The organism is Planomonospora alba (genome assembly GCF_039534085.1).
In the GTDB taxonomy this organism is placed as follows: Bacteria; Actinomycetota; Actinomycetes; order Streptosporangiales; family Streptosporangiaceae; genus Planomonospora_B; species Planomonospora_B alba.
Window position 1 is genome coordinate 1 of record NZ_BAAAUT010000012.1, and the last position, 14,016, is coordinate 14,016.

A 14,016-nucleotide genomic window follows, 5' to 3' on the forward strand; every position below is an offset into this window, starting at 1 on the left:
GTTCCCCGCGGCCCTCAGCCGCGCAGGCGGCGCTCGGCGAGCGCGGCCACCCGCACCGCGGCCGCGGGCGAGAGCCGTACCGCGCGCCAGGCCAGCCGGCCCGAGGCGGGCGCGACGATGAGCGCCCGGTCGCGGGCCACGCCCCGGATGATGTCGCCGGCCAGGGCGTCGACGGAGTAGAGCCGCCGCTGGATGCCGACCGCCGCCTGCCGGGCGCCCTCGGAGACGGCGGTCCTCGGCAGGCCGGGGTTGGCGTGGTCGAGCAGCGGGGTGTCGGTGAAGCCGGGGCAGACCACGCTCACCCGCACGCCGTGCGCCCTGGCCTCGGCCCGCAGCGCCAGCGACAGGCCGACCACGGCGTGCTTGGTCGCGGTGTAGGGCAGCATCAGGGGGGCGGGGGTCAGCCCGGCCAGGGAGGCGGTGTTGACGATGTGCCCGAAGCCCTGCTCCACCATGACCGGGTAGGCGGCGTGCACGCCGTGGACCACGCCGCGCAGGTTCACGTCGATCGTGCGGTTCCAGTGGTCGAGGGTGAGCTCGTCGGTGGTGCCGCCGACCGCGATGCCCGCGTTGTTGAACATGAAGTCCAGCCGGCCGTGCTCGCGCCGCACCCGACCGACGAGGTCCCCCACGGCCCGCGCGTCGGTGACGTCCAGCTCCGCGCTCGCGCAGCCGAGCTCCTTGGCGGCGCGCTCCGCCCCGGCCCCGTCGACGTCGGCGACCACGACGTGGGCGCCGCGCCGGGCGAGCTCCCGGCAGACCGCCCGGCCGATGCCGGAGGCGCCTCCCGTCACGATCGCGGTCCTGCGCCCGGGCGCGGGACGCGGGGCGGCGCGCCCGCCGGTCCCGCCCGCGGGGCCCGTCCCGGTGCCTCCGCCGGTCCCGCCCGCGGGGGCCGTCCCGGCCTCCCCTCCGGTCCGTCCGCTCATCCCGCCGCCCTCCCCGGCTCGTCGTAGACGCCCATGGCCTTCCAGACCGCGCGCTGGACCCGGTTCATCATGCCCAGCTCGGCGCAGAGCTCGCGGGTCCGGCGCACCGAGTCGCGGATCTGCTGCGCGGTGCCGGGGTCGTCGGTGTAGACCTCCTTGACCACGTGGTCCGGGATGCGGAAGGCCCTGATCATGGATCCGGGCGGCGAGAGCATGATCCGCGCCATGGTGCCGAGGACGAGCGGGGAGAGCACGCCGAGCAGGAAGCGCAGGGGGCGGGGCATCGCCGGGACCCGGCGGCGCAGGTAGTGCCGGGCGAAGGAGATGTGCCGGGCCTCCTCGGCGATGTGGATCCGCATGATGGTCTCCTCCAGCGGGTGCTTGATCTGCCCCTCCCTCAGCGCCGTGCGCTGCACGTGGTCGATCGGGTCCTCGCCGCCGAGCACGAAGACGAAGAACAGCTCGGTCGAGATCAGCGGGATCCACGGGGTCACCTGGGCGATCAGGCTCAGCGGGCCGGGCATCCCCTTGATCGGGAGCTTCGTGCGGTTGACGAACTCCTGGAACATCATCCCGTGATGCCCCTCCTCGATCGTCTCGTGGTAGACGTAGCGGAACTCGGGGGAGCCGTTGGGCAGCCGGTAGGCGTAGTTGAGCAGGCCGCGTTTGAGGAGGTTCTCGAACTGCAGGCCGATCTTCATGGCGGTCGCCACCCGCCACAGGCCGATCCTCGCCCGGACCTCGGGCGGCTGGGCGCGGTACCACGGGTGGCCGCCCAGCCGGTCGACCTCGGGCAGCTCCCAGCGGGGGTCGTCCTGGCGGACGAGGAAGTCCTCGTCGTCCCAGGGGATGTCGACGTACGGCTCCCAGTGCTTGTCGACCGAGGCCTTGGAGAGGCGCTCGATGACGGCCTCGTAGGCCCGCCTGTCCGCGACCGCCCGGTCGCCCTGCCGGTCCGCGGTGGTGCTCGGGGTCGGTGCCATGCGCACTCCTCTCGGGTCTCCCGGCGCTAATTGTACGAAGAATCCAATAGCGCGGAAAGACCGGAAAACTGAGGTCTTTCAGAACAGGAGGGGCGCGATCGCCCGCCGGAGTGGCCTGTCTCGCCCGGGGGAAGGGGGTCCTTCCACCCGGGTTGTATTCAGCTCACCCCCCGACCCGCACCGTCACCCCGCCGTCGCTGCGGGTGATGCCACCCTTCCCGTATGGCACCGTCCGCGTCCCGGCCCCTCCTGGGCGCACTGCTCCTGATGTTCGTCAGCGCGGCCTGGGGGTCGGCCTTCCCGTTGATGAAGGACCTCATCGACCGCGTCCCGGTGGCCGACCTGCTCGCCGAGCGGTACGGCATCGCCACACTGGTCCTGCTCGCGCTGCGCCCCCGCTGCCTGCGCGGGCTGCCGGAGGGCACCTGGCCCACCGGGATCCTGCTCGGCCTGCTGTTCGGAGTGGGGCAGACCGCCCAGGCGGTGGCGCTGCACGACCTGCCCTCGCCGGTCTCGGGGTTCACGGTCGGCTCCTACGTGGTGATCACCCCGCTGCTCGGGCTGGCGGTGCTCGGCACCCGGCTGACCGGGCGGACCTGGGCGGCGGTGGCCCTGGCGGCGGGGGCGCTGGTCTCCTTCACGCTCCTGCGCGGGGCCGAGGGGGACGGCGTCCACCCGCTCGCGCTGGCCCTCACCCTGCTCTCCGCGGTGCTGTACTCCGCCCACACGCTGGTGCTCGGCGCCTCCGGCCGGGCGCGGCAGGACGCCTACGCGGTCGCGGTGATCCAGCTCGGCGTGATCGCGGTGATGACGGGCGTGCTCGCCGTGCCGGACGGGCTGACCCCGCCCGCGACCCCCGGCGACTGGGCGGTCCTCGGCCACCTGTCGGTCGTGGCCTGCGCGCTCGGCTTCCTGGCCCGCTCCTTCGGCCAGGCCCACGTCCCGCCGGTGCCCGCCGCGGTGATCCTGTCGTCGCAGCCCCTCTGGGTGACCGCCCTGGCCGCCGCCGTGTACGGCGAGCCGCTCACCTGGAGCGTGCTGGTCGGGGGCGGGCTGATCGCCGCGGCGATGCTCCTGGTGGTGCAGCCCGCGCGGCGGCCGGCCGGGAGAGGGGCGCCGGGCGGCCGGGGCGCGGCGTGCGGGGCCCCGGGCGGCCCCCGGGGCGGAGGCGGGCCGGTCACGGGCGGGCCAGCGGGATGCGCAGCACGAAGCGCGCGCCCCTCGGGCTGTCCTCGATCCGCAGGGTGCCGCCGTGCCCCTCGGCGATCTCTCTGGCGATGGACAGGCCCAGGCCGGTGCCCCCGGCGTCCCTGCTGCGGGCGGCGTCCAGCCGGGTGAACCGTCGGAAGACCAGCTCGCGCTGCTCGGGGGCGATCCCGGCGCCGTCGTCGAGCACCTCCAGCACGGCGGCCCCTCCCGCCGGGCCTCTCCCGGGGCCTGCGCCCGCGCTCGCGGTCACGGTCACGGTCACCGTGGAGGCGGCGTGCCGTTCGGCGTTGTCCACCAGGTTGGTCAGCAGCCGGGCCAGCCGGAGCGGGTCGCCGACGACCGTCACGCCCGGCTCCAGCTTCCGGATCAGCGCGGCCCGGCCGGGCGGCCGGCGGTCCAGCTCGCGGCCGACCAGCTCCCCCAGGTCGAGGAGCTCCTTGGAGGCGGGCGTGCCGGAGTCGAGCCTGGCGAGCATCAGCAGGTCGGAGACGATCGACTGGAGCCGGTCCAGGCTGGCGAGCATCGCCTCGGCCTTGGGGGTCCAGTCGACGTCCTCGGGATACTGCAGCGCTTCCTCCACCTGGGTGCGCATGGCGGTCAGCGGGCTGCGCAGGTCGTGGGAGGCGTCGGCGGCGAACCTGCGCTGCTGCTCGACCGCCTCCTCCAGTCGGTCGAGGGTCTCGTTGATCGTCTCGGCGAGCTGCCTGATCTCGTCCTGCGCCCTCGGCACCGGGACGCGGCGGCCCACGTCGGTCGCGGTGATCTCCGCCAGCTTGCCCGTGATCGCGTTCACCGGGGTCAGCGCCTCGGTCACCGCGTGGTAGGCGCCGATCCCGGACAGTGTGGCGGTGAGCAGGGAGGTGACGACGAGGAAGGCGAACAGCCCCGGGTGGACGTACCAGGGGACCGCGGCGCCGGGCCGGTAGGCCTCCACCAGCCCGCGGACGAAGATCATGACGGTCGCCGTGATGATGACGTCGGACAGTACGGCCGTGACGACGGCGATCAGGGTCAGCCGGGTGCGGACGGACCACGAGTACCGTGTGATCACACCAACCTTCCCCCCGAGACCAGACGATCGCACTAGGCGGATTAATTGCCGTTACCTGGCAATACATGGCCAAGAAGGGGCAAAGATCACTTCCAGGTCCGGTTGTGGAGCAATGCTCTGTACGGCCGCACCGCCGCTCGTTAGAGTAAGTGAGCACTGATTGGAGTGTTCATGGATCTTGAGGAGTACCGGCGGCAGGCGAGGGAGTGGCTGGAGGCCAACGCCCCGCGGACCGCCGAGGACACCGGCGGAGGGAACCCCGGGGCCGACGGGGTCGCCGCCGCCAAGGCGTTCATGGCGAAGCTGTACGACGCGGGCTACTCGGGCATCACCTGGCCCAAGGAGTGGGGCGGCCAGGGGCTCACCCAGGCGGAGGAGCGCGCCTTCGCCGCCGAGGCCGCCGCCTACACCCTGCCGACCTACGTCTTCTCCATCGGCCTGGGCATGTGCGGGCCGACCCTCGTGGACCTGGGCACCGACTCCCAGCGCCGCCGCTTCATCCGGCCGCTGCTGCGCGGCGAGGAGATCTGGTGCCAGCTCTTCTCCGAGCCCGCCGCCGGCAGCGACGTCGCCGCCCTGCAGACCCGGGCCGTGGAGACCGACGGCGGCTGGGTGGTCGACGGGCAGAAGGTCTGGACCTCCGTCGCCCAGCACGCCGACCGGGGCCTGCTGCTCGCCCGCACCGACGCGGACGTGCCCAAGCACAAGGGCCTGACGATGTTCATCGTGGACATGCGCGCCCCCGGCGTCACCGTCCGGCCGCTGCGCGACATGACCGGCCGCGCCCACTTCAACGAGATCTTCTTCGACGGCGTGCACATCCCCGCCGAGAACGTCGTCGGCCGCGTCGGCGACGGCTGGAACTGCGCCGTCACCACCCTCCTCCACGAGCGCCTGTCGATCGCCGGCGGGGTCGGCATGGGCGGCCGGAAGGACGACCCCGCGGCCTTCGAGGCGCTGCGCCGGACCGCCGACACCACCGACCCCGTGGTCCGCGACCGGCTCGTCGAGCTCCACATCCGCTCCCGCGCCCTGGCCCTGTTCAACCAGCGGCTCGCCCAGGAGACCAGGGCGGGCCTGTTCCCCGGCGCCCGGGGCAGCGCCGCCAAGCTGCTGCTGGCCGAGCTGACCGTGTTCCAGGCCGACCTCGCCACCTCGCTGGCCGGCCCCGAGGCGGTCTCCTGGGACGAGGACGACGACGCCGGCGGACGCCTGGCCCACGCCCTGTCCCTCGCCCCCGCCATGGCCCTCGGCGGCGGCACCAACGAGATCATGCGCAACATCGTCGGCGAGCGCGTGCTGAACCTGCCCCCGGAACCGCGCACGGACAAGAACGTGCCGTTCAAGGACCTCAGGACGAGCGGAGAGGACGCCCGATGAGACTCGTGCTCACCCCCGAGCAGCGAGAGCTGCGCGAGACCGTCCGCTCCTTCCTCGCCTCCGCCTCGCCGCCGCCCGCCGTACGGCGGGCGGCGGAGTCGGAGCGGGGCTACGACCCGGCCGTCCACCGGCGCATGGCCGGCGAGCTCGGCCTCACCGGCCTGATCGTGCCCGAGGAGCACGGCGGGTCCGGAGCCGGGTACGGCGAGCTGGCGGTCGTGCTGGAGGAGACCGGCGCGGCGCTGCTGCCAGGACCGTTCCTCGCCACCACGCTGGCCGCGATCCTGCTCACCGAGACCGGCGAGAAGGACCTGCTGGCCGGCATCGCCGCCGGGACGACCGTCGCGACCGTGGTCCTCGACGGGAACCGGGCGCTGTGCGGAGCCGAGGCCGACGTGGTGCTCAGCATCGGCGGGGACGGCGGGGACAGGGTGCTCGCCCGCACCGGCGGCGACCGGCGCCCGCTGCGGACCCTCGACCCGACCCGCAGGCAGGCCCTGGTGGAGCCCGGGGGCGAGGTCGTGGCGGCCTCGGCCGAGGGCGTCGCCCGCGCCCGCGACCTGTTCGCGGTCGCGGTGGCGGCCGAGCAGCTCGGCGTGCTGCGGGCCTCGCTGGAGGCGATCGTCGCCTACAGCAAGGTCCGGGTCGCCTTCAACCGGCTCATCGGCTCCTACCAGGGCGTCAAACACAAGCTCGCCGACATGCACTGCACCCTGGAGCAGGCCGAGTCGATCGTCCGCTACGCGGCCTGGGCCGCCGACGAGGCCCCGGACGAGCTGCCCGGGGCCGCCGCGCTGGCGCAGGCCTACCTGGGCCGCGCCTGCTTCGAGGTCGCCTCCGGCAGCCTCCTGCTGCACGGCGGCATCGGTTTCACCTGGGAGCACGACGCGCACCTGTACTACAAGCGCGCCAAGGCGGACGAGGTGCTCCTCGGCCCGCCCCGGGCCCACCGCGCCCGCCTCGCCGACCTGCTGGAGCTGTAGCACCGGCGCCCGGTGCCCCGCCGAGCCGCGCCGCAGAGGAAGGGACCCCATGGCCGACATCAGCGCCCTGCCCGGCTTCTACCGCATCGCCCAGGCCGACCCCGGCCGCAGGGCGGTGATCGACACCGACGGCGCCGTGACCACCTACGGCGAGCTGCTCGCCCGGGTCAACCAGGTCGCGCACGGCCTGCGGGCACGCGGGCTGGGCCGGGGCGACGTGGTCGCCGGCGTGCTGCCCAACGGGATCGACCAGGTGGTCATGCTCATGGCCACCGGCCAGGTCGGGATGTACTACGTCCCGATCAACTGGCACCTGACCGGCAGCGAGATCGACTACATCCTGGCCGACAGCGAGGCCGCGGTCACGGTGACCCCGCGGACCGGCGGGGCCGCCGCGCTGGCGGACGGGCAGCCGGAGACCGAGCCCGCCGACCGGACCGCGGGCTCGGTCATGTGGTACACCTCCGGCACCACCGGCTTCCCCAAGGGGGTGCAGCGGCCGCTGTCCGATGCCGAGCCGGAGCAGACCGTCGCCCTGTACACCTGGTTCCTCGGCGAGGTGTGCGACCTCGAGCCGGGCGACGCCGTCCACCTGGTCACCTCGCCGATGTACCACTCCTCGCCGTGCGCGCACACCATGTTCGCCCTGCACCTGGGGCACACCCTGGTGATCGCGCCGAGGTTCGAGCCGGTGACCGTGCTGGAGCTGATCGAGCGGTACCGCGTCACCAACGCGATGATGGTGCCGACGATGTTCCACCGGATGCTCCGCCTGCCGCCCGGGGTCCGCGAGAAGTACGACGTCTCCTCGCTCCGGCAGGTGATCCACACCGGCGCCGCCTGCCCGGTCGCGGTCAAGAAGCAGATCATGGAGTGGTGGGGCCCCGTCCTGTACGAGTACTACGGCTCCACCGAGTCCACCATCGCCTTCGCCGTCAAACCGCACGACTGGCTGGCCCACCCCGGCACCGTCGGCCGCCCGGCCCCGACGTTCGAGGCGAGGATCCTCGGCGAGGACGGCGAGGAGCTCCCGCCCGGCGAGCCCGGCCTCATCCACGTCCGGTCGGCGACGAACCGGTTCGAGTACCGCAAGGACCCCGCCAAGACCGCGGCCAGCATGCGGGACGACTGGTACGCGCCCGGCGACATCGGCTTCATGGACGCCGAGGGCTTCCTGTACCTGTGCGACCGCCGTACCGACCTGATCGTCTCCGGCGGGGTGAACATCTACCCCGCCGAGGTCGAGGCGGCCCTCCTGGAGCACCCGGCGGTCGCCGACGCCGCGGTGATCGGCGTGCCGGACGAGGAGTGGGGCCACCGCGTGGTCGCGCTCGTCCAGCCGATGCCGGGCTCCCGGCCGGGCACGGAGGAGCTGCTGGAGCACCTCGGCCCGCGCCTGGCCCGGTTCAAGCACCCCCGGGTGATCGAGTTCCGCGACGAGCTGCCCCGCACCCCCACGGGGAAGCTCTCCCGCTCCAGGGTCCGGGAGGAGTACCTGGCGGCGGGCGCCGCGGACTGACCGGCCCGGCACGCCGTACGGCACGCGCGCCCTCCCCGGCGCGGGCGGGCGCCTCCCGGTGCGGGGCGGCTGGACCGGCGCGGGTCGGGGTGGACGCACGCGCATGGAGGTGAGACTCCCGGCCATGGCCGCGTCCCGGCCGCGCCGGGTTGACTGGTCCCATGATCGAGAAGACGACGTTGGTGGTGGGCGGCACCGGCAAGACCGGCAGGCGGGTGGCCGCGGGACTGCGGGCCCGCGGCCTGCCGGTGCGGATCGGCTCCCGGAAGGGGGACCCGCCGTTCGACTGGGCCGACCCGGAGACCTGGGAGTCCGCACTGCGGGACGTGGCGGCCGTCTACATCGCCTACCACCCCGACCTGGCGGTCCCCGGAGCCGCCGAGGCCGTCGGCGGGCTGGCCGCGCGGGCCGCGGCCGCCGGCGTCCGCCGTCTGGTCCTGCTGTCCGGCAGGGGTGAGGAGGAGGCCCGGCGCAGCGAGGACGCGGTGCGGGACTCCGGCGCCGAGTGGACGATCGTGCGCGCGAGCTGGTTCTTCCAGAACTTCGACGAGGGCCACCTGCTGGAGCCGGTGCTCGGCGGCACGGTCGCGCTCCCGGCCGGGGACGTCGCCGAGCCGTTCGTCGACGCCGGGGACGTCGCGGACGTCGCGGTCGCCGCGCTCACCGGGCCCGGGCACGCGGGCGAGGTCTACGAGGTGACCGGTCCCCGGTTGCTGACCTTCGCCGAGGCGGCCGCGGAGATCTCCCGGGCCGCCGGACGGGAGGTCCGCTACGTGTCCGTCTCCGCCGACGGGTACGCGGCCATGCTGGCGGAGTACGGCGTGCCGGCCGGGGAGGCGGAGGTGCTGGCCGGGATGTTCGCGGAGATCCTGGACGGCCGCAACGCCTGGCTGGGGGACGGCGTCCAGCGCGCCCTGGGCCGCCCGCCCCGCGACTTCGCCGACTACGCGAAGGCCGCCGCGGCCACCGGCGTCTGGAGCGGCTGAGACGGCCCCGCGACCGGTCCGGCCGCAAGGGCGTCCCCCCGCGACCCCCGGCGCTCAGGCCGGCCGGCCCAGCTCCGCGCGGAACAGGCGCAGGACGTTCTCTCCGAGGATCTTGACGATCTCCTCCTCGGCGAAGCCGTGCTTGTCCAGCGCCTCGGTCACCAGCGGCAGGCCGGCGGGCCCGTCCAGGCCGGGCACGGCCGCCATCACGTCGAGCCCGCCGAAGTCGGGTTCGCAGCACGGCGGCGTGGTGTCGTACAGCACCTCGCGGATGAAGTCCGGGCCCAGGCCCACGTGGTCGATCCCGGCGACGCCCGCCACGTGCGCGATGTGGTCCACCAGGCGGTCCGCGGTGTACTCGGCGGGATCCTCCGACAGGAACGCCGGAAGGAAGTTCACGCACACCACGCCGCCGGTCGCGGCGACGCCGCGGATCTGCTCGTCGGTGAGGTTGCGGTGGTGGTCGCGGAGCGCGCGGGCCGACGAGTGGGTCGCCATCACCGGCCGGGTGGCCAGCTCCAGCACGTGCTCCACACCCGAGGCGCCCAGGTGCGAGACGTCGAAGACCACGCCCAGGCGCTCCATCTCCCGGACGGCCTCGACGCCCGCCGCCGTCAGCCTGCTCCCGGTGGCGTCCTCACCGCTGCCGTCGGCCAGCGCCGTACGGCCCCAGTGGGCGATCGAGGCGACCCGCACGCCCAGCCGGTGCAGCGTGGGCAGCAGCTCGACGTCCGCGTCCAGGCCCGGCATGCTCTCCAGCGCCAGGACCAGGGCGATCCTGCCGTCGGCGAGCGCCTCGTCGATCTGGGCGCCGTCCGTGCAGAGCCGCACCGCGTCGGCGTTGCCCTCGGCGAGCACGTGCGCGCACTCGATCATGCGCAGGGTCTGCCGGAGCGCGCCCTCGGGCCGGTACCGCTCGTCGACGAAGACCGGCAGCACCTGCAGGTCCACCCCGCCCTCGCGGAGCTGGGGCAGCCAGCGCTCGCGGAAGAACGGCGCCCACCGGTGCGGCGGCCGGGCCGCCACGGCCATCAGCAGGTCGTTGTGGGCGTCGGCCACCACGGCGCCGTCGTGCAGGCCACGGTGCGGGCCGGTGGGGAGGTCGGCGGACACGGACGGGTACCTCCTCGCGAGTGGGTTGCGGCCCCGACGCTACCGGCCCCGCGGCACCGGCGGCAGCCCCGCGGCACCGGCGGCGCGGGGTTCCTCGCGCCCCGCGGCGGGCCGATAGTCTGCGCACGTGTCCACGCTCACCGACATCGTCACCGAGATCGAATCCCGCTACGACCCCGCGTGGGCGGAGTCCTGGGACGCGGTCGGGCTCGTCTGCGGCGACCCCGCCCAGCCGGTCCGCAGGATCCTGTTCGCGGTGGACCCGGTCGCCGCCGTCGCCGAGGAGGCCCTGGCCTGGGGCGCCGACCTGATCGTGACGCACCACCCGCTCTACCTGCGCGGCACCACGAGCGTCGCGGCCACCACGTTCAAGGGCCGCCTCGTCCACACCCTGATCAAGAACGACATCGCGCTCTACACCGCGCACACCAACGCCGACGTCGCCGACCCCGGCGTCTCCGACGCCCTGGCCCGCGCGGTCGGCCTGACCGGGCCGCTGGTCCCGCTGAGCCCCGCCGCGGACGACCCCCGGCGCGGGCTCGGCCGCATCGGCTCCCTGCCGGATCCGGTGCCCCTGCGCGCCTTCGTACGGCAGGCCGCCCGCGGCCTGCCCCGCACGGCCGGCGGCCTGCGCGTCACCGGAGACCCCGACCGCCAGGTGCGCCGGGTCGCGGTGAGCGGGGGAGCGGGCGACTCCCTGCTCGCCGCGGCCCGCGCCGCCGGCGTCGACGTCTTCCTCACCGCGGACCTCCGCCACCACCCGGCGAGCGAGTTCGCCGAGGCCTCCCGCCACGGCGGCGGCCCCGCCCTCGTCGACGCCGCCCACTGGGCCACCGAGTGGCCCTGGCTGGCCGACGCGGCACGCCTGCTGACGTCCGGTCTGGCGGCGAAGGGGATTAATGTTGAGGCGCGTGTCTCCGAGACGGTCACGGACGCATGGATCACAACAGCACAGGGTGAGGAATCAACGTGAAAGCAGCCCCGGCAGACCAGAAGCGCCTGCTCGACCTGGCCGAGATCGATTCCGCCGTCGACCGGCTGACCCACCGCCGCCGCACGCTGCCGGAGCTGGCCGAGATCGACGAGCTCGCCGCCCGCGTGGCCCGGCTGGCGACCCAGGTGATCGCGGCCGAGACGGAGGCGGGAGACCTCGCCAGGGAGCAGGCCAAGGCCGAGTCCGACGTCGACGCCGTCCGGGTCCGCGTCGAGCGCGACCAGAAGCGGCTCGACTCCGGGCAGGTCTCCTCGCCCAAGGACCTGGCCAACCTCCAGTCGGAGATCGTCTCGCTGACCCGCCGCCAGGGCGACCTGGAGGAGGTCGTGCTGGAGATCATGGAGCGGCGGGAGGCCGCCGACGCCCAGGTGGTCAAGCTGGCCGCCGAGCGCGACGAGCTCGCCGCCGCCCGGGGCGCCGCCGAGGACCGCAGGGACGCCGCCTTCGCCGAGATCGACAAGGAGCTCGCCGAGGTCAGGGCCAAGCGCTCGGCCGTCGCCGGTGACATCCCCGCCGACCTGCTCGGCCTCTACGAGAAGCTCCGCGAGCAGTTCGGCATCGGCGCCGCGATGCTCCAGGGCGGCCGCTGCCTGGGCTGCCGCACGAGCCTGTCCATCGCCGACCTCAACCGGATCAAGACCGCCCCGCACGACGAGGTGGTCCGCTGCGAGGAGTGCCGCCGCATCCTGGTCCGCACGCCCGAGTCGGGGCTGTGACCTCCCGGGTGACCTCGCGCGCGGCCTCCTACGTCGTCGAGGCCGACGGCGGGTCCCGGGGCAACCCCGGGCCCGCCGGGTACGGCGCCGTGGTCAAGGACGCCGCCGACGGCCTGATCCTCGCCGAGGACGCCGCGGCGATCGGCACCGCGACCAACAACGTCGCCGAGTACCGCGGGCTGATCGCGGGCCTGCGGGCCCTGCTGGATGTGGCCGGGGACGGCGCGGCGGTCGAGGTGCGGATGGACTCCAAGCTGGTCATCGAGCAGATGGCCGGCCGATGGAAGATCAAGAACGAGGCGCTGCGGTCCCTCGCGCTGGAGGCGGGGCAGCTGGCCCGGCGCCTGAGGGTCACCTCCTGGACGTGGATCCCGCGCGAGCGGAACGCCGACGCCGACCGCCTGGCCAACGAGGCCATGGACGCCGCCGCCAAGGGCCTGCCCTGGCGGGCGACCGCCTCCGCCGCAGGAGACCGCGCCACGGCCGTGGGGGGCCAGGTCGCGGCCGCCGGGGAAGGCCCGGCCGGTCCGGCAGCGGCCGCCTCCGCGGACCCGGGCCGTTCCGCGACGGCTCCCGCGCAGCGGGCCGCCGCGCACGGCGCCCCCGCCCGGGCCCCGTCCGCCGGGGCCCCCGAGCAGGGCTCCCTGTTCGACTCGACGGACATCTCCGAGGCCCCGGCCGAGGCGGTGGGGCGGGCGGGCGCGGGCACCGGCTGGCGGCCCCCCACGTCCACGGCCACCACCCTGGTCCTGCTCCGCCACGGCCAGACCCCGCTCTCCGTCGAGCGCCGGTTCTCCGGTCTCGGCGACCCCGAGCTCACCGCCGAGGGCCTCGCCCAGGCGGCGGCCGCGGCGGAGAGGCTGGCGGGCGAGCCGTACGGGATCGAGGTGATCGTCAGCTCGCCGCTGAAGCGGGCCCGGGCCACCGCCGAGGCCGTCGCCGCCCGGACCGGCCTGGACGTGGTCGTCGAGGACGGCCTGCGCGAGGTCGACTTCGGCCACTGGGAGGGCTGCACGTTCACCGAGATCCAGCGCCGCTGGCCGGACGAGCTGGCCGCGTGGCTGGCGGACCCGTCCGTCGCGCCGCCGGGAGGGGAGAGCTTCGAGGCGGCGGCCCGGCGGGTCGAGGCGGCCAGGGACCGGATCGTCGGGCGCCACGAGGGCCGGACGGTCCTCGCCGTCTCCCACGTGACGCCGATCAAGACGCTGCTCCGGCTCGCGCTGACGGCCCCGCCCGCCGCGCTGTACCGCATGCACCTCGACCTGGCCTGCATCTCGCTGATCGAGTACTACGCCGACGGCCCGGCCGTGGTGAAGGCGTTCAACGACACCGCGCACCTGCGCTGACAGTGAGGATGGAGGTGAACGCCTCCCGGTGGAGCCCGGCTCTTGCCCTGACTGACCACGGTGTCTTCAACGCGATCTGCCGGCCCCGTCCGGGAGGCGTTCGTCTGCACTCACCGGACGCGGCGCGTGACCTCATAGGAGCCTGGCCACAGGCCCCCTCACTGTCTTGTCCGTATCGCCCGGCCGGTGCGTGCCGGAGGCGGGGACGGGCCTGCTCCCGGACGGAGATCGCCCGGGAGCGGATAAGCTGTACGGCACGGCGGACGAGCCGGCCGGGCGGCCGCGTCGGGCCCTTCCGGGGGCCCGCCGAGGAAGGTCCGGGCTCCACAGGGCAGGGTGGTCGGTAACGCCGACCCGGGGCGACCCGCGGGACAGTGCCACAGAAAGCAGACCGCCTCCCTCGCGAGAGGGCGGTAAGGGTGAAACGGTGGTGTAAGAGACCACCAGCGCCCACGGTGACGTGGGCGGCTCGGTAAACCCCACCCGGAGCAAGGTCAAGAAGGGACGCTCCTCGGAGCGTCCCGCGCGCGGCGTTCGAGGGCTGCCCGTCCGAGCCGCGCGGGTAGACCGCTCGAGGCCGGCGGCAACGCCGGTCCTAGATGGATGGTCGCCCCTTCACATCCGTGAAGGACAGAACCCGGCCTACAGGCCGACTCGTCCGCCTTCCCCGCCGCCCTTGCGCTCGGATCCCTGCCGATCGCCGGCATCCTGCCTGCTGCTGCATCTCGACCTCGTCGCCGCGCATGCCACGCTGATCGCCCCATGGTTGCTCTTCGCCGCGATCAACCCGGTGATGGAGGAGACGTA

11 protein-coding genes, 1 other RNA gene and 1 pseudogene are annotated in these 14,016 nt (G+C 74.4%); 9 read left to right on the top strand and 4 right to left on the bottom strand.

Features of this window, described 5'->3' with window-relative positions:
- Positions 1-14: 14 nt before the first annotated feature.
- Both ABD823_RS09180 and ABD823_RS09185 read right to left on the bottom strand, forming a co-directional pair.
- Complete coding sequence (locus ABD823_RS09180) at positions 15-929, bottom strand: SDR family NAD(P)-dependent oxidoreductase (RefSeq protein WP_344857832.1); 915 nt, start codon at positions 927-929, stop codon at positions 15-17.
- The gene (locus ABD823_RS09185; protein WP_344857834.1) at positions 926-1,912 is read right to left on the bottom strand and encodes an AurF N-oxygenase family protein; all 987 of its coding nucleotides are present in this window, start codon (positions 1,910-1,912) and stop codon (positions 926-928) included. Before ABD823_RS09185 ends, ABD823_RS09180 begins: the two co-directional genes overlap by 4 nt.
- A gap of 222 nt (positions 1,913-2,134) precedes the next feature.
- Here ABD823_RS09185 and ABD823_RS09190 point away from each other — a divergent pair.
- Positions 2,135-2,983: pseudogene (locus ABD823_RS09190) on the top strand (DMT family transporter); the annotation flags it as partial.
- 106 nt (positions 2,984-3,089) lie between these two features.
- On the opposite strand, the gene ABD823_RS09195 reads toward ABD823_RS09190, so the two are convergent.
- Positions 3,090-4,172: a sensor histidine kinase gene (locus ABD823_RS09195; RefSeq protein ID WP_344857836.1), complete on the bottom strand. Its 1,083-nt coding sequence runs from the start codon at positions 4,170-4,172 to the stop codon at positions 3,090-3,092.
- A gap of 171 nt (positions 4,173-4,343) precedes the next feature.
- Between ABD823_RS09195 and ABD823_RS09200 the strand changes: the two genes are divergently transcribed.
- The 4 genes from ABD823_RS09200 to ABD823_RS09215 all read left to right on the top strand — a co-directional run bounded on the left by ABD823_RS09200 (position 4,344) and on the right by ABD823_RS09215 (position 9,040).
- On the top strand, positions 4,344-5,552 hold the full coding sequence (locus ABD823_RS09200) for an acyl-CoA dehydrogenase family protein (protein ID WP_344857838.1): 1,209 nt from the start codon (positions 4,344-4,346) through the stop codon (positions 5,550-5,552).
- On the top strand, positions 5,549-6,535 hold the full coding sequence (locus ABD823_RS09205; RefSeq protein ID WP_344857840.1) for an acyl-CoA dehydrogenase family protein: 987 nt from the start codon (positions 5,549-5,551) through the stop codon (positions 6,533-6,535). The genes ABD823_RS09200 and ABD823_RS09205 overlap by 4 nt, the downstream gene beginning before the upstream one ends.
- Before the next feature lie 49 nt (positions 6,536-6,584).
- Positions 6,585-8,054, top strand: a complete 1,470-nt coding sequence (locus ABD823_RS09210; RefSeq protein ID WP_344857841.1) for an AMP-binding protein — start codon at positions 6,585-6,587, stop codon at positions 8,052-8,054.
- A 161-nt stretch (positions 8,055-8,215) separates the two neighbouring features.
- Complete coding sequence (locus ABD823_RS09215; RefSeq protein ID WP_344857843.1) at positions 8,216-9,040, top strand: NAD(P)H-binding protein; 825 nt, start codon at positions 8,216-8,218, stop codon at positions 9,038-9,040.
- A gap of 54 nt (positions 9,041-9,094) precedes the next feature.
- On the opposite strand, the gene ABD823_RS09220 is transcribed toward ABD823_RS09215, so the two are convergent.
- Positions 9,095-10,153 (bottom strand): dipeptidase, encoded by a 1,059-nt coding sequence (locus ABD823_RS09220; RefSeq protein WP_344857845.1) that lies wholly within the window; start codon positions 10,151-10,153, stop codon positions 9,095-9,097.
- Between the two features lie 127 nt (positions 10,154-10,280).
- Between ABD823_RS09220 and ABD823_RS09225 the strand changes: the two genes are divergently transcribed.
- The 4 genes from ABD823_RS09225 to rnpB all read left to right on the top strand — a co-directional run bounded on the left by ABD823_RS09225 (position 10,281) and on the right by rnpB (position 13,870).
- Positions 10,281-11,126, top strand: a complete 846-nt coding sequence (locus ABD823_RS09225) for a Nif3-like dinuclear metal center hexameric protein (protein WP_344857847.1) — start codon at positions 10,281-10,283, stop codon at positions 11,124-11,126.
- Complete coding sequence (locus ABD823_RS09230; RefSeq protein WP_344857849.1) at positions 11,123-11,863, top strand: zinc ribbon domain-containing protein; 741 nt, start codon at positions 11,123-11,125, stop codon at positions 11,861-11,863. Before ABD823_RS09225 ends, ABD823_RS09230 begins: the two co-directional genes overlap by 4 nt.
- A complete protein-coding gene (locus ABD823_RS09235) occupies positions 11,860-13,209 on the top strand; it encodes a bifunctional RNase H/acid phosphatase (RefSeq protein WP_344857851.1) in 1,350 nt (449 codons plus the stop codon). The genes ABD823_RS09230 and ABD823_RS09235 overlap by 4 nt, the downstream gene beginning before the upstream one ends.
- Before the next feature lie 264 nt (positions 13,210-13,473).
- Positions 13,474-13,870: RNase P RNA component class A (gene rnpB / locus ABD823_RS09240), an RNA gene on the top strand.
- Positions 13,871-14,016 lie beyond the last annotated feature (146 nt).